Source organism: Aeribacillus sp. FSL W8-0870 (assembly GCF_037963755.1).
Classification (GTDB): domain Bacteria; phylum Bacillota; class Bacilli; order Bacillales; family Aeribacillaceae; genus Aeribacillus; species Aeribacillus composti.
On record NZ_CP150165.1, the window covers coordinates 51,410 to 78,213 of the forward strand.

At 39.1% G+C, this 26,804-nt stretch carries 24 protein-coding genes and 2 tRNA genes; all 26 read left to right on the top strand.

Translation table 11 applies throughout. The features are described 5' to 3' along the window. Nucleotides 1-149: 149 nt before the first annotated feature. The 26 genes from ispE to hpt all read left to right on the top strand — a co-directional run bounded on the left by ispE (nt 150) and on the right by hpt (nt 26,748). Nucleotides 150-1,019: a 4-(cytidine 5'-diphospho)-2-C-methyl-D-erythritol kinase gene (ispE, locus tag NSU02_RS00255; RefSeq protein WP_063387585.1), complete on the top strand. Its 870-nt coding sequence runs from the start codon at nt 150-152 to the stop codon at nt 1,017-1,019. A 56-nt stretch (nt 1,020-1,075) separates the two neighbouring features. Further along, a complete protein-coding gene (gene purR, locus NSU02_RS00260; protein ID WP_063387584.1) occupies nt 1,076-1,897 on the top strand; it encodes a pur operon repressor in 822 nt (273 codons plus the stop codon). A 35-nt stretch (nt 1,898-1,932) separates the two neighbouring features. Next, on the top strand, nt 1,933-2,307 hold the full coding sequence (gene ridA, locus NSU02_RS00265; RefSeq protein ID WP_063387583.1) for a 2-iminobutanoate/2-iminopropanoate deaminase: 375 nt from the start codon (nt 1,933-1,935) through the stop codon (nt 2,305-2,307). Between the two features lie 160 nt (nt 2,308-2,467). Then, entirely contained in the window at nt 2,468-2,761 is a 294-nt protein-coding gene (gene spoVG, locus NSU02_RS00270; protein ID WP_063387582.1) for a septation regulator SpoVG, read from the top strand. Nucleotides 2,762-2,956: 195 nt separating this feature from the next. Beyond that, nucleotides 2,957-4,729: an IS1182 family transposase gene (locus NSU02_RS00275; protein ID WP_339193743.1), complete on the top strand. Its 1,773-nt coding sequence runs from the start codon at nt 2,957-2,959 to the stop codon at nt 4,727-4,729. Between the two features lie 604 nt (nt 4,730-5,333). After that, entirely contained in the window at nt 5,334-6,713 is a 1,380-nt protein-coding gene (glmU, locus tag NSU02_RS00280; RefSeq protein WP_066247215.1) for a bifunctional UDP-N-acetylglucosamine diphosphorylase/glucosamine-1-phosphate N-acetyltransferase GlmU, read from the top strand. 19 nt (nt 6,714-6,732) lie between these two features. After that, nucleotides 6,733-7,689: a ribose-phosphate diphosphokinase gene (locus NSU02_RS00285; protein ID WP_063387580.1), complete on the top strand. Its 957-nt coding sequence runs from the start codon at nt 6,733-6,735 to the stop codon at nt 7,687-7,689. A 190-nt stretch (nt 7,690-7,879) separates the two neighbouring features. Then, complete coding sequence (locus NSU02_RS00290; RefSeq protein WP_339193745.1) at nt 7,880-8,494, top strand: 50S ribosomal protein L25/general stress protein Ctc; 615 nt, start codon at nt 7,880-7,882, stop codon at nt 8,492-8,494. A gap of 80 nt (nt 8,495-8,574) precedes the next feature. Then, nucleotides 8,575-9,132, top strand: coding sequence for an aminoacyl-tRNA hydrolase (gene pth, locus NSU02_RS00295; RefSeq protein ID WP_063387578.1), 558 nt, complete (start codon nt 8,575-8,577; stop codon nt 9,130-9,132). A gap of 76 nt (nt 9,133-9,208) precedes the next feature. Beyond that, complete coding sequence (locus tag NSU02_RS00300) at nt 9,209-9,436, top strand: anti-sigma-F factor Fin family protein (RefSeq protein ID WP_063387577.1); 228 nt, start codon at nt 9,209-9,211, stop codon at nt 9,434-9,436. A 66-nt stretch (nt 9,437-9,502) separates the two neighbouring features. After that, nucleotides 9,503-13,030, top strand: a complete 3,528-nt coding sequence (mfd, locus tag NSU02_RS00305; RefSeq protein ID WP_242009343.1) for a transcription-repair coupling factor — start codon at nt 9,503-9,505, stop codon at nt 13,028-13,030. Between the two features lie 190 nt (nt 13,031-13,220). Further along, entirely contained in the window at nt 13,221-13,757 is a 537-nt protein-coding gene (spoVT, locus tag NSU02_RS00310) for a stage V sporulation protein T (protein WP_063387575.1), read from the top strand. A 700-nt stretch (nt 13,758-14,457) separates the two neighbouring features. Beyond that, nucleotides 14,458-16,065: a polysaccharide biosynthesis protein gene (locus NSU02_RS00315; protein ID WP_339193748.1), complete on the top strand. Its 1,608-nt coding sequence runs from the start codon at nt 14,458-14,460 to the stop codon at nt 16,063-16,065. Next, complete coding sequence (mazG, locus tag NSU02_RS00320) at nt 16,058-17,536, top strand: nucleoside triphosphate pyrophosphohydrolase (protein ID WP_339193750.1); 1,479 nt, start codon at nt 16,058-16,060, stop codon at nt 17,534-17,536. Before NSU02_RS00315 ends, mazG begins: the two co-directional genes overlap by 8 nt. After that, nucleotides 17,533-17,796 (top strand): RNA-binding S4 domain-containing protein, encoded by a 264-nt coding sequence (locus NSU02_RS00325; RefSeq protein WP_063387573.1) that lies wholly within the window; start codon nt 17,533-17,535, stop codon nt 17,794-17,796. The genes mazG and NSU02_RS00325 overlap by 4 nt, the downstream gene beginning before the upstream one ends. Nucleotides 17,797-17,907: 111 nt before the next feature. Beyond that, nucleotides 17,908-18,213 carry a sporulation protein YabP gene (gene yabP / locus NSU02_RS00330; protein ID WP_063387572.1) on the top strand — a complete coding sequence of 102 codons (306 nt, stop codon included), beginning with the start codon at nt 17,908-17,910 and terminating at the stop codon, nt 18,211-18,213. A gap of 41 nt (nt 18,214-18,254) precedes the next feature. Further along, the gene (gene yabQ / locus NSU02_RS00335; protein WP_339193752.1) at nt 18,255-18,830 is read left to right on the top strand and encodes a spore cortex biosynthesis protein YabQ; all 576 of its coding nucleotides are present in this window, start codon (nt 18,255-18,257) and stop codon (nt 18,828-18,830) included. 20 nt (nt 18,831-18,850) lie between these two features. Further along, nucleotides 18,851-19,228 (top strand): septum formation initiator family protein, encoded by a 378-nt coding sequence (locus NSU02_RS00340; RefSeq protein ID WP_242513787.1) that lies wholly within the window; start codon nt 18,851-18,853, stop codon nt 19,226-19,228. Nucleotides 19,229-19,310: 82 nt separating this feature from the next. Beyond that, nucleotides 19,311-19,688: a S1 domain-containing RNA-binding protein gene (locus NSU02_RS00345; protein WP_063387569.1), complete on the top strand. Its 378-nt coding sequence runs from the start codon at nt 19,311-19,313 to the stop codon at nt 19,686-19,688. Between the two features lie 170 nt (nt 19,689-19,858). After that, nucleotides 19,859-19,935: transfer RNA gene (locus tag NSU02_RS00350), tRNA-Met, on the top strand. 10 nt (nt 19,936-19,945) lie between these two features. Further along, nucleotides 19,946-20,017: transfer RNA gene (locus tag NSU02_RS00355), tRNA-Glu, on the top strand. A 349-nt stretch (nt 20,018-20,366) separates the two neighbouring features. Continuing rightward, on the top strand, nt 20,367-22,850 hold the full coding sequence (gene spoIIE / locus NSU02_RS00360; RefSeq protein WP_094244844.1) for a stage II sporulation protein E: 2,484 nt from the start codon (nt 20,367-20,369) through the stop codon (nt 22,848-22,850). A 76-nt stretch (nt 22,851-22,926) separates the two neighbouring features. Continuing rightward, a complete protein-coding gene (locus NSU02_RS00365) occupies nt 22,927-23,658 on the top strand; it encodes a VWA domain-containing protein (protein ID WP_066247229.1) in 732 nt (243 codons plus the stop codon). Continuing rightward, the gene (locus tag NSU02_RS00370; RefSeq protein WP_066247232.1) at nt 23,627-24,601 is read left to right on the top strand and encodes a serine/threonine protein kinase; all 975 of its coding nucleotides are present in this window, start codon (nt 23,627-23,629) and stop codon (nt 24,599-24,601) included. The genes NSU02_RS00365 and NSU02_RS00370 overlap by 32 nt, the downstream gene beginning before the upstream one ends. Before the next feature lie 207 nt (nt 24,602-24,808). Continuing rightward, entirely contained in the window at nt 24,809-26,185 is a 1,377-nt protein-coding gene (gene tilS / locus NSU02_RS00375) for a tRNA lysidine(34) synthetase TilS (RefSeq protein WP_133309093.1), read from the top strand. A 20-nt stretch (nt 26,186-26,205) separates the two neighbouring features. Further along, complete coding sequence (gene hpt / locus NSU02_RS00380) at nt 26,206-26,748, top strand: hypoxanthine phosphoribosyltransferase (protein WP_066247237.1); 543 nt, start codon at nt 26,206-26,208, stop codon at nt 26,746-26,748. Nucleotides 26,749-26,804: the final 56 nt, after the last annotated feature.

Here is a 26,804-nt window from a genome sequence, read left to right on the forward strand (position 1 = left end):
AAGCAGACATTCGGGTGGCCGGCTCATAGTTTGGGCCGGCATTTTTTTGTGTTTTCAATGGACGGATTTTGTCGAATTATGCTATTATATCCCTATTTATGGTACAATGTGAATACATTTTGTCAGAACGAAAAAGTAGGTGAAAGTATTTGCGAGTATTGGAAAAAGCTCCGGCAAAAATTAATTTATCTTTAGATGTTTTACATAAAAGATCTGACGGATACCATGAAGTGAATATGGTCATGACGACCATAGATCTAGCTGATCGAATCGAGCTGAAGCTTCTTGATGAAAATAAAATACGTATCATATCGCATAATCGATTTGTGCCAGATGATGATCGGAATTTAGCTTACCAAGCGGCACAGCTTTTAAAGGACCGTTTCGGGATTCAAAAGGGTGTGGCAATCACGATTTCAAAGTGCATCCCTGTTGCTGCGGGCCTTGCAGGAGGGAGCAGTGATGCAGCAGCAACGTTAAGGGGATTAAATAAACTATGGAATTTGGATCTTTCCCTTGATGATCTTGCGAAACTTGGAGCAGAAATTGGTTCAGATGTTTCTTTTTGTGTTTACGGAGGCACAGCTGTGGCGACCGGAAGAGGCGAAAAAATTGAGCTGATTGATCCTCCTCCGCATTGCTGGGTCGTATTGGCGAAGCCTGATATCGGTGTGTCCACTGCTGAAATTTACCGACATTTGAAGATAAATGACATTGAGCATCCTGATGTTAGTGGAATGGTCAAAGCGATAAAGGATCAAAATTATCAAGAAATCTGTGCGAAGCTTGGAAATGTCCTTGAGTCGGTCACAATGAAGATGTATCCGGAAGTTGCTTTGATTAAAGAACAAATGAAACGTTTTGGAGCTGATGCTGTTTTAATGAGCGGAAGCGGACCGACAGTATATGGACTTGTTCAACACGAGTCGAGGCTTCATCGTGTTTATAACGGCTTGAGGGGATTTTGCGATCAAGTGTATGCAGTCAGAATGCTTGGGGATCGGATAGCCCTTGATTAAATGCGAATATTAAGTTATATTTACTTTAAAAACATTCGGGATTTGGAGGTTCGTCTATGAAATTTAGACGCAGTGGGAGACTTGTCGATATGACACACTATTTGCTTCATCATCCACATGCGCTCATCCCATTAACTTTTTTCTCTGAACGGTACGAATCAGCTAAATCCTCCATTAGCGAGGATTTAGTGATCATAAAGCAAACCTTTGAGCAACAAGGGATCGGAACTTTAATCACAACCCCAGGCGCAGCTGGCGGTGTCAAATTTATTCCGAAGGTGACGAGGGACGAAGCAAATGGAATTATTCAAAGACTGTGCGAGAAAGTCTCAGACCCCAGCCGGCTTTTGCCTGGAGGTTATTTATATTTAACAGATTTACTGGGAAATCCAAAAATGATGAATCAAATCGGGCGTTTATTTGCTTCGGTTTTTGCGAATCGTACAATTGATGTCGTCATGACTGTAGCTACGAAAGGGATCCCAATTGCTTATGCAGTTGCCAGCTATTTGGATGTTCCCTTTGTCATCGTTCGCCGTGACAATAAAGTGACAGAAGGGCCGATGGTAAGCATTAATTATGTTTCAGGCTCTTCGAAAAGAATCCAAACTATGACGCTTGCAAAGAGGAGCTTAAAAGAAGGATCGAATGTGTTAATTGTTGACGACTTTATGAAGGCCGGAGGAACGATCAACGGCATGATCAGCATGCTGTCTGAATTTGGCGCAAATGTTTCAGGAATTGGGGTTCTTGTGGAATCAGAAAGCGTGGATGAACGGCTTGTAAATGAATATATTTCCATTTTAAAACTTTCCGATATGAATGAAAAGGAACGATCCATACAAGTTAGTAAAGGAAATTATTTCGATTTCCTCTAGCATAAAAATAATGAATCGTAAGGGAGTGTTTCAAAATGAAAGTCGTTTCAACAAAAAAGGCTCCGGCTGCAATCGGACCATACTCTCAAGGAATTATTGTGAATAACATGTTTTATAGCTCTGGACAAATTCCTTTAACCCCTGAAGGAAACTTGGTACAAGGAGATATTAAAGAACAGACTCACCAAGTTTTCGCGAATTTAAAGGGTGTATTGGAAGAAGCAGGCGCTTCGTTGGAAACTGTTGTCAAAGTAACCGCATTTTTAAAAGATATGAACGATTTCGCTGCTTTTAATGAAGTATATGGGGAATATTTTCAAACGCATAAGCCTGCTCGGTCATGTGTGGAAGTTGCAAGACTTCCGAAAGATGTCCTCGTTGAAATTGAAGTGATTGCTTTAGTTAAATAAAAGGTTGATTGTTCAGGATCCGTTTTGCGAATCGGATCCTTTTTTATTTTTTTATTTTTCCCAAAAATTTTTTGTGTGAAAAGAAGGAAAATTTAAAAATCCGTTGAATTGTTGAATTATGGTTACTAAAGTTTTTGCGAAGAAAAAGGTGGTGAACAGGATGGAAGTGACAGATGTAAGATTGCGCCGCGTCAATACAGAAGGTCGGATGAGAGCGATTGCGTCCATAACATTGGATAATGAATTTGTCGTCCACGATATACGTGTAATTGACGGAAATAACGGCCTTTTTGTAGCAATGCCTAGTAAACGTACACCGGATGGAGAGTTTCGAGACATTGCACATCCTATTAATTCAAATACTCGCGGTAAAATTCAAGACGCTGTTCTAGCTGAATATCACCGTTTAGGTGAGACGGAAGATTTTGAATATGAAGAAGCAGGGGCTTCATAAAAATATGATGTAAAAGAAGGGGCTTAAAGCATTCAGCTTAAGACCCTTTCTTTTTTAAAGGATGGGGCTGTCCGAAAAGTCGATTGAATCGACCTTGGGCTCAGCCCTTTTTTCTGTTTTTAGGGTACAAAAAAATCGTCCTTTTTTATAGAATGAAATTGACCAAAAAACATTCTACAGAAAGGACGATTTCTTATGAATAATCAAATGACTATTCAAGAAAATTATAACACGCAATTAGAAATGACTCTAGAGGGTATTCAAAAAATAGAGGTTCAAAAGAATAAGAAACGCAAAAAACTAGTTTTCCAACCTTATTGCAATCGTCAAGTCATGAGCATTTTAGATATCGAAATGTATATTCCTGAAAATCATGTCGCCCGTTTAGTGGATGAAATGGTGGAATCGATTCCGGATGAAGTGTTGTATACTCATTATGTTGGTGGGGGTCGTGCACCCTATCACCCTAAAATGTTATTGAAAGTGATTTTATATGCGTACACTCAAAATGTTTATTCAAGTCGGAAAATAGCGCAAATGGTGAAAGAAAATCTTCCGATGATGTGGTTGGCGGGATTGCAAACCCCTGACCATCGCACAATAAATGATTTTCGTAGTGTTCGTATGTCAAACATGATGGATTCTGTATTTGAACAATTTGTCCTTCAACTAGTAGAACAAGGACTTATCGACCTCGACCATATTTTTGTGGATGGTACGAAAATAGAAGCGAATGCCAACAAATATACGTTTGTATGGCGAAAATCCGTAGAAAAATATGATCAGAAACTACGAGCCAAAATTCAATCGTTTCTACAAGAAGCGCACCAAATCGCCTTGGAGGAATTAAAAGAAGAACAATTAGAAGAAGAATTAGAAAAATCATCGGCACAACTTTCTGAGAGAATAGAAGCTTTGGAAAAAGATTATAAACAGGAAGAAGACAAAGAAAGAAAAAAAGAACTTCGCTCTAAAAAATCCCAACTCACCAAACAACTGAAAACGATTCAAACGGATTATCTTCCACGATTACGAAAATACAAAGTACAAAAACAGATTCTAGGTGAACGAAATAGCTACTCGAAAACCGACCATGAGGCCACTTTTATGCGAATGAAAGAGGACCATATGAAAAACGGCCAACTCAAGGCGGGTTATAATGTTCAACTCGCCACACAACATCAATTTATCGTGGGATTTGAAATTTATCAAAATCCAGGAGATACTCGCTGTTTCCAACCATTTATGGAAAAGTTATTGGAATCGATGCCGAAGGAAAAGAAACTCAAGTATGTCATTGCCGATGCAGGATATGCGAGTGAAGAAAACTATTTATATGCGATTGGCGAAGAAAAAGAACCTCGTTTTGAATTATTAGCCCCATACCAAACCTATTTGAAGGAACAAAGTAAAAAGTTTAAAAAGGATTTATCAAAAGTACAAAACTGGAAATACATCGAAGAAGACGATTGCTTTATCTGTCCGAACAATCGGAAAGTCGTATTCAAGTATTATCAAAAAAGAAAAAATGCATCTGGATACATACAAGATTTGAAAGTGTACGAGTGTGAAGATTGTACGGATTGCCCGTTGAAGAATGGGTGTACGAAAGCCAAAGGAAATCGTCGAGTATATTGGAACACGATTTATGAAGAAATGAAAGCGAAAGCCAAAGCAGCTCTTGGTGACGAACAAAAGGCAGCTCTTTATGCGAAGCGTAAAGTGGATGTCGAAAGTGTGTTCGGTAACATCAAGGGCAATTTGCGTTTCACTCGATTTCTGTTACGGGGGCTTCATAAAGTCCGAACAGAATTCGGGATTGTGGCAATGGCCCACAACATACTGAAATGGGCCGCAAATTCCCAAACCAATTTCAAAAATAAGGAAACAGAGCGAATGGAAAAACTCATTGTTTTCTCCATTCGCTCTGTTTTTATGGACTTTTTAGACAAGCCCTTTCTTTTTTAAAGGATCTGTTCACTAATACGATTTAGTAAACGTTTGCAAAAGAATAGATGGCCTCCTTTGTTTTTCTTACATACTCAATTGTTATGCAGCTATTGATCATCAAGTCTGATGGTTGTATAGGAAATGGTATTTGTTTCAAAAATTAATGTTCATACATCGGCATTTGAAAAAACGAAGAAATGCAGAGCTGTAAATCGTAAATCAACTTCGTTGAACAACAATGCATCCAAGTATAACCTTCTACGTTCAGCCACTGTCAGAAAATCTGGTTCATCGAAAGGAAGCAATCGAATAAATCAAAAAAACTTTAGGCAATATTGTTCTGCTGAAATTAATTTTTTTTGTGTTAAGGCCTCCAATCAGGTGTTCTTTTCCTTCTTGTTTTTTCGTCAAAGTATCAAAACCGGCCTTTAGAGAAGAGGGAAGAAGCATAAAATTTAGGGCTTCCTCGTAGATTTTTAATAAAATTCCTATCCTATTTCTGTACCTTTTTCGAGAAAAATAGAGTGAAACGGAAATTTACGGAATCACACAAGATTTCTTGAAATAGAACATTATTTAAGATAAGATTTTTATGGATAAAAAGGGTATTGGAGGCCTATAAATGGAGAAATGTTTTGCAGTCATCTTAGCAGCCGGGCAAGGAACAAGAATGAAATCAAAGCTCTATAAAGTGCTGCATCCTGTTTGCGGTAAACCTATGGTACAGCATGTGATAGACAATGTTTCCAAGCTTCAAGTTGACGAAATCATTACCGTCGTCGGTCATGGTGCGGAAAAAGTAAAATCAGAGCTCGGCGAACAGACATTGTATGTTTTGCAGGAGCAGCAGCTTGGAACTGCTCACGCTGTTTTGCAGGCGGCTCAATATCTTGAGGGGAAAGAAGGAACGACAATTGTTGTTTGTGGCGATACGCCGCTGATCACCAGCGAGACGTTTGAAAAATTGTTAAAGCATCATCTGGAAACGAAAGCAAAAGCCACCATTCTGACAGCAGAAGCGGATGATCCGACTGGATATGGACGAGTGATCCGCAATGAAGAAGGGCTGGTTGAAAAAATAGTTGAGCATAAAGATGCTACAGAAAGTGAACGTCTTGTGACAGAAATTAATACGGGAACTTATTGCTTTGATAACGCTTCCTTATTTGAAGCTTTAAAGCATGTCAATAATGACAATGCGCAAGGCGAATATTATTTGCCGGATGTAATTGAGATTTTGAAGGAAAAAGGCGAAATCATTTCAGCGTTTCAAACAGATTCTTTTGAAGAAACGTTAGGGGTAAACGACCGCATAGCGCTTTCGCAAGCGGAGCTTATTATGAAAAGGCGAATCAATCAAAAGCATATGAAAAACGGAGTTACAATTGTCGATCCTGATAATACATATATATCAGCAGATGCAGAGATCGGACAAGATACTGTCATTTATCCGGGTACAGTCATTATCGGTAAAACGGTCATCGGAGAGGAATGTGAAATCGGTCCCAACTCCGAAATTAAAGATTGCCAAATTGGCCATAATACGAACATCCGTCATTCTGTTGTTCATGACAGTCAGATCGGAAATCAGGTTAACATCGGTCCGTTCGCACACATTCGCCCAGCCTCCGTTATTGACGATGGAGTAAAAATTGGGAATTTTGTCGAAGTCAAAAAATCTAAAATTGGAAAAGAATCGAAAGCATCCCATTTAAGCTATATTGGAGATGCAGAAGTTGGGAATGGGGTGAATCTTGGCTGCGGTTCGATAACAGTTAACTATGACGGGAAAAATAAATATTTAACGAAAATCGAAGACGGAGCTTTTATTGGATGTAATTCAAACCTTATTGCGCCGGTTACGATTGGCGAAGGAGCATATGTAGCAGCCGGATCAACTATTACAGATGACGTCCCTGGCAGCGCATTATCGATCGCAAGGGCTCGTCAAGTGAATAAAGAGAGATACGTCATCGAAAAAATGAATGGCAAAAAATCGTAATTTGGAGGGTCCCTTTACAATGACAAAAAATCGTTATAAAGACGAAAATTTAAAAATCTTTTCTTTAAACTCAAACGCAGCCCTTGCCAGGGAGATCGCGGATATAGTAGGAGTCGATTTGGGAAAAAGTTCGGTTACGAGATTTAGTGACGGGGAGATTCAAATTAATATTGAAGAAAGCATTCGCGGCTGCGATGTATACGTGATCCAATCGACAAGTGATCCAGTCAATGAGCATTTAATGGAATTGCTCATTATGATTGATGCGCTTAAACGTGCATCTGCCAAAACCATTAATATTGTTATGCCATACTATGGTTATGCGCGGCAGGATCGGAAAGCACGTGCAAGAGAACCTATTACTGCTAAGCTTGTTGCGAATTTATTGGAAACTGCAGGCGCGACAAGGATGATTACTCTTGATTTGCATGCTCCGCAAATCCAAGGTTTCTTTGACATTCCTATCGATCACTTAATGGGAGTGCCGATTTTAGCAGATTATTTCTTGGAAAAACGCTTTGATGATATTGTCATTGTTTCTCCTGATCATGGCGGTGTGACGAGAACACGAAAAATGGCAGATCGGCTGAAGGCGCCAATTGCCATAATCGATAAGCGACGTCCTAAGCCAAATATGGTTGAAGTTATGAACATTGTTGGGAATGTCGAAGGCAAAACAGCCATTTTAATTGATGATATCATCGATACAGCAGGAACGATTACGCTTGCGGCAAATGCTCTAGTAGAGCATGGAGCAAGGGAAGTTTATGCCTGCTGTACACACCCGGTGTTGTCTGGACCTGCGATAGAACGAATTCAAAACTCGAAGATTAAAGAGTTAGTCGTAACGAATTCAATCGCTTTGCCGGAAGAGAAAAAAATTGAAAAGCTGATTCAGCTTTCTGTCGCTCCATTGCTAAGTGAAGCGATCATCCGTGTTCATGAAAAACAATCGGTCAGCGTGCTTTTTGACTAATATTTTGTCTTTGACTTTTAAACGATTTTAGCAGATTATAATATTATAGGGATCTTCTTTGCGAGTTGTGAGTTGATTATTTCTTTCATTAGCATGTTTAGACTTTGTGATGATGGGAAACCAATAGTAGTAAGAAGGCTTTTTTCGAATTGAGTTATTAGAAAAAAAGTCTGAAAGAAAGGGGATTACCATGACAGCAGTCATACATGCAAAAGAAAGAAAATCATTTACCAATTCGTCAAGAAGAAAAGCTAGAAAGCAAGGACAAATTCCTGCCGTAATTTACGGAAAAAAACAAGAGAACAAAGCGATTTTAGTGAGCGAATCGGAATTGTTAAAAATTTTGCGCGAACAAGGGCGCAATGCGATGTTGAACATTCAGCTTGACGGCGAAAACCATCAAGCCCTCCTGTACGAACTGCAGCATGACCCAATGAAAAACACGATTATACATGCGGATTTTTATGTTGTCGATATGGATGATGAAGTAGATATCGAAGTACCAATTGTCTTAATTGGAGAAGCAAAAGGAGTAAGAGAGGGCGGTGTGCTGCAGCAGACAACACATGAGGTGGAAGTGAGAGCGAAACCTGCTCATATTCCTTCGACGATTGAAGTCGATGTAACAAACTTAGAAATAGATGATACAATCCATGTACAAGATATTCAAACAGATGGACAGTTTAAAATTTTAGATGAGCCTGAAACGGTTGTGGCAACCATCCTGCCGCCGGAAAATGAAGACTTGGATACGGCTGATGAGCAAAAAAGTGAAGAGAAGGAAGACGGAGCTGTAGAAGAATAAATTAGGCGTAACCTATTTTGGTTACGTCTTTTATGCTATTAATTGTCATCTCACTATCATAAAAAATTGGGGGACATTTCATGAAAGTAATAGCAGGGCTTGGCAATCCTGGAAAAAAATATGAACAAACTAGACATAACGTTGGGTTTATGGTAATTGATGAATTATCAAAGCGTTTAAACATATCTTTAAATGAAAGCAAATTTAACGGGATATACGGTATCGGTCATTTTTCAAATGAAAAGATATTATTGATAAAACCGCTTACATTTATGAATTTATCGGGTGAATGCATTCGTCCTTTACTGAATTATTACAATGTCCCAACTGAACAGTTGGTTGTAATATATGACGATTTAGATTTGCCTGTAGGCAAGATTCGCCTTAGAATGAAAGGGAGTGCTGGTGGTCACAACGGAATGAAATCTATCATTCAGCATTTAGGTTCGGAAGATTTTAAACGGATTCGAATTGGGATTGGCCGTCCGAAACACGCGATGGATATCGTAGACTATGTATTAGGAAAATTTACAGAAGAAGAAATGCACCATATTCAACATTCCGTTGATCGATCGGCTAGTGCATGTGAAAAATGGATACACACGCCATTCTTAGAAGTCATGAACGAATACAATTAACAAACGTATAAAAATGGCTCCTGCCGTTCATAATAATCATAAAACCTTTCATTCCACAAGTGCAGGAGGTTGGAGGATGCCGCTTCATTATTATTGCCGCCATTGCGGCGTCAAAATTGGTAGCATTGAAAAATCTGTTTTTAGCGTCGATTTAGGATTTCATCATTTAACGAATGAAGAGCGGAAAGAAATGATCGAGTATCTTCCAAACGGTGATATTCATGTCAAAAGTATTTGTGAAGATTGTCAGGAGGCGCTAGAGCGAAATCCCGATTTTCATCAATATGAAAATTTTATACAGTAAAAGCTTTGGAAACTTGATTTCAAAATTTCCAAAGCATTTTTATATTTGTCGAGAGGAGGCTGGAGATTGGAAAGCCTGTATCAATTTTTTTATGCGCAAAACGACTTTCAAGCAGTTGTAGACGGTATAAAAGAAGGTTTGAAAGAGCAAATGGTAGCCGGACTTTCTGGCTCAGCAAGGTCTGTATTTATTTCCGCTTTTTACAAAGATATCAAACAACCGATGCTGGTTGTGACTCATAACCTTTATCAAGCTCAGATCATTTATGAAGATTTAAATAATTTACTAGGCGATTCCGTCTATTTGTATCCTGTAAATGAATTGATCGCATCTGAGATCGCAGTCGCAAGTCCAGAGCTAAAAGCACAAAGGATGGAAGTGTTGAATCGTTTATGTAAAGGTGAAAAAAGCATCGTTGTAGCCCCTGTTGCTGCATTAAGACGAATGCTCCCACCGAAAGAGTTATGGAAAAGCCATCAGCTTTCTATTTCTGTTGGAGGAACATTTGAATTAAACGAGAAGCTTCCGCATCTTCACTCAATGGGATATGAACGTGTTTCCATGGTGTCTGCTCCTGGGGAATTCAGCGTGCGCGGTGGAATTATTGATATTTATCCTTTAACGGAGGAACATCCTATTCGCATCGAACTATTTGATACGGAAGTAGATTCAATCCGAACGTTCAGTCTTGAAGACCAAAGATCGATTGAAATGATTCAAGAAGTGACAATCGGACCGGCAGAGGAAATCATTTTAACGGACAGCCATTATGAAAAAGGAATGAAGCAGTTAGAAGCGGCTTTATCAAACAGCTTAAAGAAATTGAAAAAAGATGAGCACAAAAATTTATTTATAGAAAATATCCGCTATGATCTGGAAAAATTGCAAAATAGGCAGAAGGATCAGGAGTTCTTTAAATATTTTTCATTCTTTTATGACAAACCTGCTAGTTTGCTAGATTATTTCCCTGCGGATACGGTTATTGTCATTGATGAAGTAAGCCGTGTGCATGAAATGGTTGATCATCTTGAGAATGAAGAAGGAGAATGGTTTACTTCTTTACTGGAACAAGGGAAAATTGTCCATGATGCGAAAGTGTCCCATAAATACTACCAGCTTATACGTGACACATCTTATCCAATTGTTTATTTATCACTGTTTTTGCGGCATGTCCCCTATACAAACCCGCAAAATTTGATGAACGTGTCTTGCAAGCAGATGCAAAATTTCCATGGACAAATGCACTTGTTGAAATCAGAAGTTGATCGCTGGATCAAGGCAAATTACACCGTAGTTTTTCTCGGTGCAAATGATGAACGGACCAAAAGACTTGAACGGGTGCTTGGAGACTATGAGATTGAAGCGGTCATTTCTGATTCAAACCACATTCTGTCAAAGGGGCTGCACATTTTAAAAGGAGATTTACAGACAGGCTTTGAACTTCCTTTAGGACGACTTGCGGTCATAACGGAAGAAGAACTTTTCAAAAAGAGGGTTAAACGAAGACAGCAAAGGCAGAAGCTTTCAAATGCAGAAAGAATTAAAAGCTATTCTGAGCTTGAAGTGGGAGATTATGTCGTACATGTTAATCATGGGATTGGAAAATATCTTGGAATTGAAACTTTAGAAATTAACGGTATACACAAAGACTACCTGCACATTCGTTACCAAGGAAATGACAAACTGTATGTTCCAGTTGAACAAATTGATCAAGTTCAAAAATATGTGGGCACAGAAGGAAAAGAGCCGAAAATTTACAAATTAGGCGGAAACGAATGGAAAAGAGTCAAGAAAAAAGTGGAATCGTCTGTTCAAGATATTGCTGACGATTTAATTAAACTGTATGCTGAGCGGGAAGCAAGCAAAGGCTATGCGTTCAGCCCTGATTCGGAAATGCAAAGGGAGTTTGAAGCAACATTCCCTTATAAAGAAACAGAAGATCAGCTTCGTTCCATTCAAGAGGTGAAAAAGGATATGGAACGGGAGCGGCCGATGGATCGACTTCTTTGCGGAGATGTCGGATATGGGAAAACCGAGGTGGCGATTCGGGCTGCCTTCAAAGCGATTATGGATCAAAAACAAGTTGCCTTTCTTGTTCCGACAACCATTTTAGCGCAGCAGCATTACGAAACGATCAGGGATCGTTTTCAAGATTACCCAATTAACATTGGTGTATTAAGCCGCTTCCGGACGAGAAAAGAGCAGAATGAAACGATTAAAGGCTTGAAAAATGGAACGATCGATTTAGTCATTGGAACACATCGTTTGCTTTCCAAAGATGTTCAATTTAAAGATTTAGGCTTGTTGATTATTGATGAGGAGCAGCGATTTGGAGTTACACATAAAGAAAAAATAAAACAAATGAAAGCAAACATTGATGTGTTAACTTTGACGGCAACTCCGATTCCAAGAACACTCCACATGTCCATGATCGGCGTGCGTGATCTATCAATTATTGAAACTCCTCCAGAAAATCGCTTTCCTGTTCAAACATATGTAGCGGAATATAACCCAATGCTTGTGAAAGAAGCGATCGAACGTGAATTAGCGCGAGGAGGTCAAGTATACGTTTTATATAACCGGGTTGAGGATATCGACCGGAAAGCCAATGAAATCTCTATGCTTGTTCCAGATGCAAGAGTAACCTTTGCACATGGAAAAATGTCTGAAAATGAGCTTGAATCGGTAATATTAAACTTTTTGGATGGCCAATATGACGTGCTTGTCAGCACAACTATTATTGAAACAGGTGTGGACATTCCGAATGTAAATACATTGATTGTTTATGACGCCGATAAAATGGGGCTTTCTCAGCTCTATCAATTGCGCGGGCGTGTCGGTCGTTCCAATCGTGTCGCTTACGCATATTTTACTTACCGGAAGGACAAAGTTTTATCAGAAGTTGCTGAAAAACGATTGCAGGCCATTAAAGAATTTACTGAATTAGGTTCAGGTTTTAAAATTGCGATGCGTGATTTGGCCATTCGGGGAGCCGGTAATTTGTTAGGTCCTCAACAGCATGGCTTCATTGATTCGGTAGGTTTTGATTTATATTCCCAAATGCTGAAGGAAGCGATCGAACAACGGAAAGGTGAACGGCCAAAAGAGACAAAAAGGGAAGTTGAAATTGAGCTTGAATTAGATGCCTACATTCCGCAGTCTTACATTGATGATGGAAAACAAAAGATTGACATGTACAAAAGGTTTAGAGGCATCGAAACGTTTGATGATTTACAGGAACTGCATGAAGAATTATTGGACAGATTTGGCGAGTATCCAAAGGAAGTAGACTTTTTGTTTAAAGTAGCGAAGCTAAAGTTATATGCACGGCAAGAAAAAGTCGAAGTCATTAAACAAACGAAAGATCTAATCACGATTCTTATTTCAGAGGAAGCAAGCAGCTCCTTTGACGGACAAAAATTGTTCGAGCTAACGGATGAATTCGGTCGCATAGTCGGGTTTGGCATGGAAGGGAAAAGGCTGAAATTAACATTGCAAATTCATAATTTAGAAACTGAAAAATGGCTGTCTATTTTAATGAAGCTGTTGGCAGGCTTAAAAGACGCAAAGAAAGAAGAAGTTTCTGCCGGCTAATATTGAAACAGGGTTAAAATGGAAATGCTGGCAATGGGTTTTTAAGCAGTGTTTGGAAAAAATTCGCTTTCATCATGTATATTACGTGGGTAGTGAAGGATACTAATTTCAACGATGCTGATTGTTCCAAAAATGGAAAAAGGGCAATCGCTACTTTACTAATCTTTAGATGAAAGTGAGGCAGCATAAGATGAAAGCAACTGGTATCGTTCGACGGATTGATGATTTAGGCCGTGTAGTCATTCCTAAAGAAATTCGAAGAACATTGCGTATCCGTGAAGGCGACCCATTAGAAATTTTCGTTGACCGAGATGGTGAAGTAATACTGAAAAAATACTCCCCAATCAGTGAATTGAGTGATTTTGCGAAAGAATATGCTGAAGCGTTATTCGATAGCTTAAACAGCCCCGTTCTCATATGTGATCGTGATGCTATTATTGCTGTTTCCGGAGTTTCGAAAAAAGAGTATTTGAATAAAAATATAAGCGAGCTGCTGGAACGGGTGATGGATGAACGGCAATCGGTTTTCATTTCAGAAGAAGAAGAAATTGAAATCGCTGATGGTGTAACAGAACAAGTAAAATCTTATTGCATTGGACCGATCATTGCAAACGGTGATCCTATCGGGGCTGTTGTCATATTTTCGAAAGAGCAGCCTTTAACAGAAGTAGAAAGTAAGGCAGTTGAGACAGCCGCTAGTTTTTTGGCAAGACAAATGGAACAATAAAGGGAATAATTACTTTTTTACTTCTTCCACAAGCAGACTGTCTCCAACACCACGTTAATAAAAGAGACCACAGAATTCACAACAGTTTCTGTGGTCTCTTCTTTATTTCCACTCTTCACGTATTTAACGAACGACGGCGCTACCTGTTTAAAACATCTTTCGGATGGAAAGCTACAACGTAAAACATGATTGTGTTGGATGGATTTATTTCCATCATTTTCAAAGTTCATCTATATGATATTTCGACACGGTTTGTTGAAGTTCTGGTTTTCCTCTTTAGGAACAGACTAAAACCTTTTGTTCCTCTAATTCACCTTCTTATTTTGGGGAATTTTTCTAAAATCCTGCCGATGAATTTGCCAAGAAAGCTCATCACTTCGAAGGGCGGACAGCCAATTCCCTTCACAATAGTCAACAGGATAGCAGGCATTTCATCGCTGTTAAATTTTATTGAGCGTGGCAAGGAGCAGAAAATAAACCTTTCAGGAAAGGTGTCTCTAGGTTTGCGATAACCACGAAGGTTAAAAATGGGGTATGTGTTAGATTTTTTTTATTTACGGAACTTATGCCGGAATTTGGACTTAAAAGCCGTGAAGTTTAGCCGAGCGCTCTAAAGATTCTCTTTCGGCCGAATGTGGATGAGATTATGTTATAATATGCTGGAAAAAGATGAAGCATGAATTTTGGAAGGAGTAAACGTGTGATTCAAAATGTGCCTCAAGCAAGAACGAACAAATTTTTGCAAGGTGCGGTTTTATTGACGGCTGCTGGAATCATTACGAAAGGATTAAGTGCTATCTACCGAGTTCCTTATCAAAATATTGTAGGGGATATCGGTTTTTATATTTATCAGCAAATATATCCGTTTTTAGCAATTGTCATGGTTTTATCGACAACGGGATTTCCGGTTATTCTGTCAAAGCTGCTGAATGAGTATAGCGATGGCAGCAATTTTAAAAATTTCCGGAAAATATTGGTCGTCTGTTTTTCTTTTTTTGCTTTGATCAGTCTGTTTTCGTTCACGGGCTTGTTTTTAGGAGCTGACAAGCTTGCGCGTTGGATGGGTGATCCGAAACTGGCGCTTTTATTAAAAGCGGCTGCATGTTCGTTTCTGTTTTTTCCATTTATTTCAATGCTAAGAGGCGTTTTTCAAAGCTGCCATGAAATGCTGCCGGTATCTTTGTCGCAAATCGTTGAACAAGCTATACGGGTCGGTGCTTTTTTATCGATCACTTGCTTTTTCGTTTATAATGGATTCGATCTTTATGAAACAGCTGCCGGCGCCATTTTTAGCTCCCTCGTTGGGTATATCGGGGCGTTTATGCTTTTGCTTGTATATTGGAAAAAAAGAGTGCCGTTACCGCTTTCCCGATCATCGATAGAAGCGGCTGTATCTGTGAAAAAGATCTTAACCAAATTGCTGATTTATACTGTGACCTTTTGTTTGACGAGCATGCTGATGATTTTTATGCAATTGGCAGATTCATTTCAGCTGTATAAACTGATGGTCAACAGCGGTGCAGATCCTGAAGCAGCGAAAATAGCAAAAGGCATATATGATCGGGGACAACCGCTATTGCAGGTAGGAACGGTTGCAGCTACATCTCTCGCATTGTCTCTTGTTCCGCTTATTTCATCGTTTCGGCATAAAGCATTTCAATATATTCAGCAGCATGTCGCCTTATCTTTTAAAATTTGTTTGATTGTCGCCATCGGGGCTACGGCAGGTTTAATTTCCATCATCGAGCAAGTTGATTTCATGCTGTTTGCCGATACAAAAGGGGCGGGCGTATTATCGGTGTTCAGCATTTCGATTTTATTTAGCTCGGTTGCGATAACGTCTGCCGGCATTTTGCAAGGAGTCAATGAAACCGTCTGGCCGGCTTTATCTGTTTTAGCCGGAGTAGCCGTGAAAATCTTACTCAATGAATGCTTCATTCCGTTTTTCCATACATACGGGGCGGCATTGGCGACTGTTTGCGGATATGGAGTCGTGTGCTTGTTGAATCTAGCGGTTTTAAATCGGAAAAAATATAAGTTAGCTTCTTTCAAGGCTGTATGGAAAATGATTGGCTCTGCTGTTGTCATGTTTTTATCGATCAAGCTTTACTTTTTTCTATTTGATTTTTTTATATCAGACGAAACGCGTATGAGCGCTTCCATTCAATCATTGACAGCTGTCGTTTTCGGAGCGGCTGTGTATATGTTTTTCATCATCCAATCAGCCATTTTTACAGGGAAGGAAATAGAGAGCTTGCCTTTTAAAAATAAGATCAGTGCATGGAAAGAGAGGAAGGAAAATGGATAAGCAAATTACGATTGTTGGCCTGGGCGCGGGGGATGTCGATCAGCTGCCGCTAGGGGTTTTTAAAATTTTGACCTCCAGTCTGCCGCTATTTGTAAGAACAGAGGATCATCCTGTTTTAAGTGAAATTAAAGACGAAATTGGCTCGTTTCAGTCTTTCGATTCCGTTTATGAAATGTTTGATCAATTTGAAGATGTTTATGCGGAAATTGCAAAAAAACTATTGGAGGAAGCAGAAAAATATCAGCATATCGTATATGCGGTACCTGGACATCCGCTTGTTGCAGAAAAAACCGTTCAGCTTTTGCTGAAGGAAATGGAGCAAGGAAAAGTAAATGTGTCGATACAGGGCGGACAATCGTTTTTGGATGCAATGTTTCAAGCTCTGCGCATCGATCCTGTCGAAGGCTTGCAATTCATTGATGCGCAGGATATGAAACGGGAAGAGCTTTCCTTTCGGCAACATTTGATTATTTGCCAGGTTTATGACAAGATGATTGCATCGGATGTGAAATTGACGTTAATGGAAGACTTGCCGTTCGATTATGAAGTTTACCTCGTAACGGCTGCAGGGAGCAAATACGAGGACATTAAAAAAGTTCGATTATATGAAATGGATAGATGTGTAGAACTGAGCAATTTAACATCGTTATACATCCCGCCGGTCAAGGATGAACAATTGCTGTATCATCGCTTTTCAGCGTTGCGAAACGTCATTCGAACACTTCGCGGGCCAAACGGCTGTCCGTGGGATCGAAAGCAAACCCATCAATCATTAAAGCGGTACTTAATTGAAGAATGCTACGAGCTGATTGAAGCTATTGATGAAAATGATATTGATCATATGATTGAAGAGCTCGGAGACGTTTTGCTTCAGGTGGTGCTTCATGCCCAAATTGGAGATGACGAAGGATTTTTTACCATTGATGATGTGATTCGCATGTTAACAGATAAAATGATCCGCCGCCATCCCCATGTTTTTGGCAATGTCGAGGCACAAAATGCAGAAGAAGCTGTAAAGAGCTGGGAGGAAGCAAAAAAATCTGAAAACAGGAATGAGAGCAAATCACTTTTAGATTCTGTTTCAAAGGCGCTCCCAGCTCTGTCAAAAGCTTATCAATATCAAAGAAAGGCGGCGAAAGTCGGTTTCGATTGGCCGGATGTACTGGATGCTTGGGAGAAGGTGTCAGAAGAACTGCAGGAGTTTAAAAAGGAAATCGATAATGGAGATGGTGGAACGGAAAAAGCAAAAGAAGAGTTCGGCGATATTCTGTTTGCTCTTATTAATGTTGGAAGATTTTACGAAATTGAGCCTGAAGAAGCATTAGTCATGACAAACGAAAAGTTTTCGCGGAGATTTCGGTTTATAGAACAAAAGGCCCGTGATGCTGGGAAAAATTTAAAAAGTATGTCTTTGGCAGAAATGGATCAATATTGGGAAGAGGCTAAAATGAAAGAGGGGGATCGGACATGAGATTAGATAAATTTTTAAAAGTATCGAGGCTGGTGAAAAGACGCACGCTTGCCAAGGAAGTGGCAGATCAAGGAAGAGTGACAATCAACGGGCATCCAGCAAAAGCGAGCTCCAATGTGAAGGTTGGCGACGAGCTGTCCATTCAATTTGGACATAAGGTAGTGACAATAAAAATCGAATCTATAAATGAAACAGTAAAGAAGGAAGAGGCAAAAAATCTTTATACCATTTTGAAGGAAGAACAAAGGACAGATTTATAAAACGCTCCCTGTATTGTACAAGGAATCATCAAGGCTTGTTCTAAACCCTGCACATCTTACATAAAAATGTAAAAGGAAAGCATCCATTAATTAGAGTGCGGGGGGATGATAATGAGCCAGTATTATGGCGGTAACCATTCACATAAAGAAACCGTGCAGGAGCATAACGTAGTCATGAAGGACCGGAAGCTGTTAGATATTTCTGGCGTGAAGCAGGTGGAAAGCTTTGATAATGAGGAATTTTTGCTTGAGACGGTAATGGGTCCGCTCGCGGTTCGGGGAGAACATTTACAAATGAAAAACTTGGATGTCGATAAAGGCGTCGTATCCATAAAAGGAAAAATTTATGAAGTTTCTTATTTAGATGATTTCAGCTCGGAGAAGGCTAAAGGCATTTTTAGCAAGTTGTTTAAATGACCCTTACCACTCAATTTTACACCATGATTGCGATGATCGGCATGGGCAGTTTTCTAGGCGCCGCACTAGATACTTACAATTTTTTTTTAAAAAGATGGGATCGAAAAAGGTGGGTTGTTTTTTTAAACGATTTAGTATTTTGGGCGGTTCAAGGACTTTTAACTTTTTATGTTCTATTGTATGTAAATCAAGGGGAATTAAGATTTTATGTATTTTTAGCACTTTTATGCGGTTTTGCCGCCTATCAAAGCCTCCTACGGAACGGATACATGACCTGTTTGCGGATTATGATAAAAATCGCTGTTTCTATATACCAATTTTTTGTAAAAATCGTTTTACTGCTTCTTATCAATCCTATTAAATGGATAGTTCATATGGCGATAGCATGTTCTATGTCTCTTTTACTATTTTTATGGAAGTTTATTAAATGGTCTTCACAACTCTTATTCAAGTTATGTAAAATTTTATTAGCGCCATTACTATGGGGATTGAACATACTTTGGGGAAAAGCTCCTCAACCAATAAAGCAAAAGATGCTGCATTCGAAACAAATCATAGAAGGAATATTCATAAATATAAAGAATATGTTACGTAAGCTGTATCGTTGGTTCCGTTAAATTTAGGAGGGATTGCAGGAATGAGAGAGAAACGAGAGTTGAATGTAGCTATGCTGCAGCAAATAAATGAACCCGGACAAGAAGTTAAAGCTGAGATGAGACAAAGAAGAAAACGAGGGCTAATTCGACGATTAGCTGCATTTGGTATAATGGCTGTTACTTGTATTGCGATTATGGCGTCAACGCTCGTTTCTCAATCAATTGCTATTAATAAGAAGCTTGAAGAAAAAAAACAGCTTGAAACAAAACTGGAGAATTTAAAAGAAGAGGAAAAAGATTTGAAGGCGGAAATCATCAAGCTGAAGGATGAAGAATATATCACAAAGCTTGCAAGAAAAGATTATTTTTTATCTGATGAAGGAGAAGTCATTTTTAATATTCCGGGGAATGAACAGTAATATTGACCCCGTTTTTTTATTTTTGTATAATTAAATAAATTATTTTTAATTTTTTTATGATTTAAGGAGGAGCATTTTTTTTATGTCAATTGAAGTTGGCAGCAAGTTACAAGGTAAAGTAACTGGCATTACGAATTTTGGAGCATTTGTGGAGCTGCCAGGAGGCTCAACAGGACTTGTTCATATTAGTGAAGTTGCTGACAATTACGTGAAAGACATTCATGATCATTTAAAAGTCGGCGATGAGGTTGAAGTCAAGGTTATTAATGTAGAAGAAGACGGAAAAATCGGATTGTCCATCAAAAAGGCAAAAGATCGTCCAAAAAAACATGATCATCGTTCCAAAGAAAGTTTTGAGCAAAAAATGAGCCGCTTTTTAAAAGAGAGCGAGGACCGTCTTGCTTCACTTCGGCGTCACACTGAATCAAGACGAGGAGGGAGAGGAGCAAGAAGGGGGTAACTTGCTGCTGTTAATGTTATAGATGATCGCAGACCGCCACCTGAAGATTCAGGTGGTGTATTTAAATTGTCCGAAAATTATTTTTTTATTTTATTGTTGACGGCTCTCATGTTCATATGTATTATAGAACATGTGCGTATTTTACATGAACATAAAGATGCAGTTGATTTGGCGGCGTAGCTCAGCTGGCTAGAGCGTACGGTTCATACCCGTGAGGTCGGGGGTTCGATTCCCTCCGCCGCTACCAATTGAATATTGGCCCGTTGGTCAAGTGGTTAAGACACCGCCCTTTCACGGCGGTAACACGGGTTCGAATCCCGTACGGGTCATGAGAAGAGGCTCTTTCTTTAAAAGAAAGAGTCTTTTTTTATGGAAAAGTTTAAAATTTTGTATTTATATAGGATAGATAAATTTAATTTTTCACCGATTTCAACAAGTTCCGACTCATGTTTTTCGGCTTTCGCTTTTAAAACGGACCAACACGGTGTTACAATCATCTCTTTGAAATGACGCGACTCAATGTCTCAATGGGCTGCTCTGTCCCTTTTAAAAGATTTGTCGTCTATAACAGAAATCGTCGAAATATTCTTATAAACAATTTCCTCCTTTTGACAAATTCCTTTATGAAAAGCTTGTATAATGACTATCAATTACGGTAGTAGGAGGAGTGTCGCTATAATGGAAAAAGTTGAGAGAAGATTTCTGATACCTTTTGCCAATGTCCAATTGGAAAGAACACAATCACTTCTATGGAGATCTTGGAAAAGAGCGGGGCTGCATTTGCATTCTTTTCTGTTTCACAAAGGGTTTGTTTATGTATTGGTCGGGTTTTTGCTGGGGAGAGCTTTTATTTTATCTGAAATTATTCCGTTCGCCCTTCCTTTTTTTGGAGCTGTATGGCTTTTAAAAAGGGACAAGGCATTGCTTGCTGCACTATCACTAATTGCAGGGGCATTCACCATCTCATTGGAATTATGTTTGTTAGTGCTTTCTTCTATATGTATATTTCTTTTGCTTCATAAAATGACTAGTTTTTTCATTAAAACAGATGAAATAAAAATATTGCCTTTTACGATTTTTTCGGGACTTGCTGCCAGCCGCCTTTTATATTCAAAGTTAACTGCAGGATTTATCAGCACGTACGATCTTTTAATGACAGGGGTTGAGGCAGGTCTGTCGATCATCCTGACGTTGATTTTTTTGCAGAGCATCCCGCTTCTTTCAGTGCGGAAATATAAACAAACTTTACGAGTCGAAGAGATTATCTGCTTGATGATTTTGCTTGCGTCCGTCATGACGGGCTTAGTTGGAATCAGTTACCAAAATATACAGGCAGAACACGTTCTTTCACGATATATTGTCCTATTGCTCGCTTTTACCGGAGGTGCAGGCATCGGATGTACAGTTGGTGCTGTAACAGGTTTGGTGCTTAGCCTGGCGAATGTTTCCAATTTGTATCATATGAGCCTACTTGCATTTTCAGGTTTATTGGGAGGTCTGCTAAAGGAAGGACAAAAAGCAGGAGCGTCAGTTGGCCTGATCATTGGCTCACTTTTAATCACGCTATATGGAGAAGGATCGGCTGATGTTTGGACAACCTTATGGGAATCGGGCGCCGCGGTTTTGCTGTTTTTACTGACCCCGAAAAGCTTTACAGAACAGTTGGCAAAGCATATTCCTGGAACAAACGAGCATGTTTTGGAGCAGCAAAAGTATGTTCGAAATATACGTGATATAACTGCTCGGCGGGTTGATCAATTTTCTAACGTTTTTCGGGCATTATCTGAGAGCTTTTCGACTTTTTACCCGGAGGATGGAGAGGATATTGAAAGAGAAACGGATTTATTTTTAAGCAAGATCACCGGACAGACATGCCAAACTTGTTTTAAGAAGGAGAAATGCTGGGTCAACAATTTTGACCAGACATATCAATTAATGAAGCAAGTGATGAATGAAACGAAAGAAAAGACGTATGCAAATAATCGCAGATTGCAGAAAAAGCTTCACAGGCATTGTTCGAAAGCTAATCTAGTGGTCGGGACGATTGAGCAGGAAATGCACTTTTTAGAAGCGAATCGGAAATTAAAAAAGCAAGTGCAAGAAAGCAGAAGATTGGTAGCTGAACAGCTGCTAGGAGTTGCTCAAGTAATGTCCGACTTTTCTCGGGAAATGAAAAAGGAACGGGAACATCATTTTCTGCAGGAAGAGCAAATTTTCTATGCTCTTCAAAACTTCGGTTTAGAAATTGGCCATATTGATATATACAGCCTTGAAAAAGGGAACGTCGATATAGAAATGAGCATTCCGTATTGCGGCGGCCATGGAGAATGTGAAAAAATTATTGCTCCGATGCTTTCCGATATATTAAACGAAATGATCATCGTGAAAAATGAAGAATGTGCAGGTTATCCAAATGGATTTTGCCACGTTGTGTTCGGTTCTGCAAAAGCATACAAAGTAGAAACGGGTGTTGCTCATGCTGCAAAAGGAGGAGGTCTTGTTTCAGGCGACAGCCATTCCATGATTGAATTGGGCGTCGGAAAATTTGCCATAGCCATTAGCGATGGAATGGGGAACGGGGAAAGGGCTCATTTTGAAAGCAATGAAACGATTAAATTGTTGGAAAAAATTCTTCAATCAGGCATTGATGAAAAAATTGCTATCAAAACCATCAACTCTATATTGTCGCTGAGAACGACAGATGAAATTTATGCAACATTAGATTTGTCTATCATTGATTTACAAAGCGCCAATTGCAAATTTATGAAAATCGGATCTACTCCGAGTTTTATTAAACGAGGAAATAAAATTATCAAAATCGAGTCTAGTAATTTGCCGATCGGCATTATCGATGATTTTGAGGTGGACATTGTAGACGAACAGCTAAAAGCAGGAGATTTATTAATTATGATGAGTGACGGAATATTTGAGGGACCAAGGCATGTAGAAAATTATGATTTATGGATGAAAAGAAAAATAAAAGAAATAGAGACTGATGATCCACAAGAAATAGCCGATTTAATTATGGAGGAGGTGATCCGCTCCAGATCGGGGGCAATCGATGACGATATGACGGTTGTGGTGGCTCGAATTAATCATAATACACCGAAATGGGCGGCGATCCCTGTTTCAAATTTTTATAAATCGAAAAAGATAAGCTGATTTTCTGCCATGCTTAGTATAAAACGTTTTCCTTCTGGTGAGGATGGTAATAAATCATTGACCAGGAGGAGGAAAAATGAGAAAAGGGACATTAAAACAAATTTTGTTGTTAACTGACGGATGCTCAAATCATGGTGAAGATCCAATTGCTATGGCGGCTTTAGCTAAGGAGCATGGGATTACTGTCAACGTAATTGGGATTTTAGAAGAGAATGTGATAGATCAAGATGCAATGCAGGAAATAGAAGGAATTGCTGAGGCAGGGGGAGGAGTGAGCCAGGTAGTTTATGCCCATCAGCTTTCACAAACAGTACAGATGGTCACTAGAAAAGCGATGACACAAACATTGCAGGGAGTTGTTAATCGTGAATTAAAGCATATTTTAGGAAAATCAACTTCTATTGAAGAGCTGCCGCCTGAACAGCGTGGTGAAGTTATGGAGGTTGTGGAAGAGCTTGGTGAAACGGTCAATTTAGAAATTTTAATTCTCGTAGATACGAGTGCAAGCATGGGGCCAAAGCTTCCAACGGTAAAAGAAGCGCTTTTTGATTTATCCATTAGCCTAAATTCAAGAATAGGCAATAATCAATATTCGCTGTTTATATTTCCTGGGAAAAGATCAGAAACAGAAATTTTATTGGATTGGACTCCGAAACTGGATTCTTTATCAACCATTTTTCCGAAATTAACGACAGAAGGATTGACACCAACTGGTCCGGCGATAAAAGGAGCTATACAACATTTTAAACAAAAACGCTCATTGAGGGGAATGCTCGATGATGAATACCTCGATGAACAAAGCATGTAAAGTTCTTCCCGGTACCATTATTAAAGGAAAATGGCATGGAAACACGTATCGGATATTAAAAATGCTGGGGTGCGGAGCAACAGGGTCGGTTTACCTTATTGAATCCAGTAAAGGGTATGCAGCATTAAAAATAAGTGAAAATAGCATGGGAATCACTTCAGAAGTAAACGTGTTAAAGAGACTGGCCAAGGTCCAAGGTTCGTGCCTTGGGCCTTCTTTGATCGATGTGGACGATTGGTTTAACACAGCTAGCGGAAAGATGCTTCCGTTTTATGTTATGGAGTATGTTAAAGGTGAACATTTTATCCAGTTTATTAAAAATAATGGTGCGATTTGGATTGACGTGCTAATCTTGCAGCTTTTGTCCAATTTGGAGGAGCTTCATCAGTCAGGCTGGGTTTTTGGAGATTTAAAGCCTGACAATCTAATTGTTACAGGACCTCCTCCCAAAATTCGCTGTATTGATGTAGGTGGCACAACGATAAACGGAAGATCCATTAAAGAATTTACAGAGTTTTTTGACAGGGGATACTGGGAATTGGGGACGAGAAAAGCTGAACCGAAATATGATCTTTTTGCAGTCGGTATGATTATTATCAATGCTGTTTTTCAAAAACGCTTTTCAAAAAAAGGAAACAGTAAGGAGCAATTGATGCAAATCATTAACTCCCATCCTTTTTTAAACGAAAGAAAACAAGTGTTGACGAAAGCTTTATTTGGCTCCTATTCATCCGCTTTGGAAATGAAGCAGGATCTTTTGCATCATGTTTCAAACGCTAATTTGCAAAGAAAGAGAAATGTACAAGCACAATCTAAAACGAAAAGGACAGCTAACAATCGAAAAAGAAAGAAAAAGAAAAGCAAAGGGCTGATCGAAACATTGGTGATCATGGTTTGCCTGGCATTTCTATATTCTTTATATATTTTTGCGACCCTTCTGTAAATGGCTGCTGCTTGTTTAAAGCGGCAGTGCTTTTCCCCCTTCTCATGCTTCCGCGAGTGCCCCGACTATTTCAAAAAATGTCCGATCTGAACTGCTTCCCTTTTAGGAAAATAACAGTAAAATGCAAAAGGCTTTGTCTTTGCAGAAGGCAGGCAAATAATGATAGGATAAAGATAACTAGAGAAATATTGGATGTGACGGTCTTTGATTCAAAATGTATGTGCGTTTATTGAAAAACATCAATTGCTCCAAAAAAATAGTACGGTCATAGTAGGTGTGTCCGGCGGCCCGGATTCACTGGCACTTCTACATTTTTTAAATACATTTAAAGATCAATATGGCATCACTGTTATAGCAGCACATGTTGATCATATGTTCCGAGGCATAGAATCACAAAAAGAGATGGAATTTGTCATCAATTTTTGCCGGGAATTAAACATACCTTGTTACGCTAAGCAAATCAATGCGGCCCGTTATGCTGAGAAACACCGGTTGAATGCCCAGCAGGCTGCTAGAGAATGCCGCTACCAATTTTTCTTAGAGTTGATGGATCAGCTTCAGGCGGATGCTTTGGCTCTAGCTCATCATGGAGATGACCAAATTGAAACGATTTTAATGAATCTTGTTCGCGGAACAATAGGGAAGGGACTAGCGGGAATTCCTGTCATACGGCCTTTCGGCAGAGGGAGAATCATACGCCCCTTTTTAGCCGCAACAAAGGATGAAATTTTAAAGTATTGTGAAGAATTTCAGCTGGCGCCCCGATTTGATCCAAGCAATGAAAAAGATACGTATACACGGAACAGGTTTCGCAAATATGTTTTGCCGTTTTTGAAAAAGGAGAACAAAAGGCTGCATGAACATTTTCAATATTTCAGTGAGGTCTTTTTGGATGATGAGCGATTTTTGGAGGAATTAACGAAGGAAAAATTAAATAAAGTAGTGATAAGAAAAACGAATTCTTCCGTTACTATTCATAAACAAGAATATAAAAAGCTTCCTGATCCGATCAAAAGGAGAGCGGTTTATCAAATATTGAATGATCTGATAAAAAGCGGCTCCTTCTCGGCTGTTCATATTGAAAATGTAAACGAATTTTTGATGAAAGCGCACCCTTCGGGGATGCTTCATTTGCCTATGGGGCTCAAAGTCATAAAATCTTATGATGAATGCACCTTTACGTTTCAATCGCCAAATAGTGAATCTTTCTGCTACACGGTACCGGTACCGGGAAAATTACATTTGCCGAACGGGAAAATATTTTTTACTGAAACCTTTTTTGGGATTCCTTCGTATAAAGGTGATGACGTTTTCTATCTTCCAAAAAAATGGTACGTTCCGCCTTTAATTATTCGGAGCAGAAAAAAAGGAGACAAAATGACAATTAAAGGCATGAACGGCACGAAAAAGGTAAAAGATATTTTTATTGATAAAAAAATACCGAGGGAAGAGCGCAACCTTCTCCCAATCGTTGAAAATGGCAACGGCCAAATCATATGGATTCCGCTTGTAAAAAAATCAAATTTAGAGGAAATTAGCATTACCAATGAATCTTATATTGTATTACAATATAAAGAGCAGTGATCTCATCAGGAGGAAAGAAAATGATCGAGGATATTGAAAAAGTCTTAATTTCAGAAGAAGAAATCAAAGAAAAAGTGAAAGAATTAGGGGCGATATTAACGGAGGAATATAAAAATAAGTTTCCCCTCGCTATCGGGGTTTTAAAAGGCGCTATGCCGTTTATGGCGGATTTAATAAAGCATATTAATACATATTTGGAAATTGATTTTATGGACGTTTCCAGTTATGGAAACAAAACCGTTTCATCGGGTGAGGTGAAAATAATTAAGGATTTAGACACTTCCGTCGAAGGCCGGGATCTTTTAATCATTGAAGATATAATCGATAGCGGATTGACATTAAGCTATTTAGTCGATCTTTTCCGGTATCGGAAAGCAGCATCCGTTAAAATTGTAACCCTTTTGGACAAACCGAGTGGGCGAAAGGCAAATATTGAGGCAGATTATGTATGTTTTGAAGTTCCGGATGCGTTCGTTGTCGGTTATGGTCTGGACTATGCGGAAAAATACCGCAATCTTCCGTTTATAGGGATATTAAAGCCTGAAGTTTATCAAAATAAATAATGATCGTTGAAAGGATAGCGTATCAGTTGTGCTGGGATGATTTTCTATGATACTAT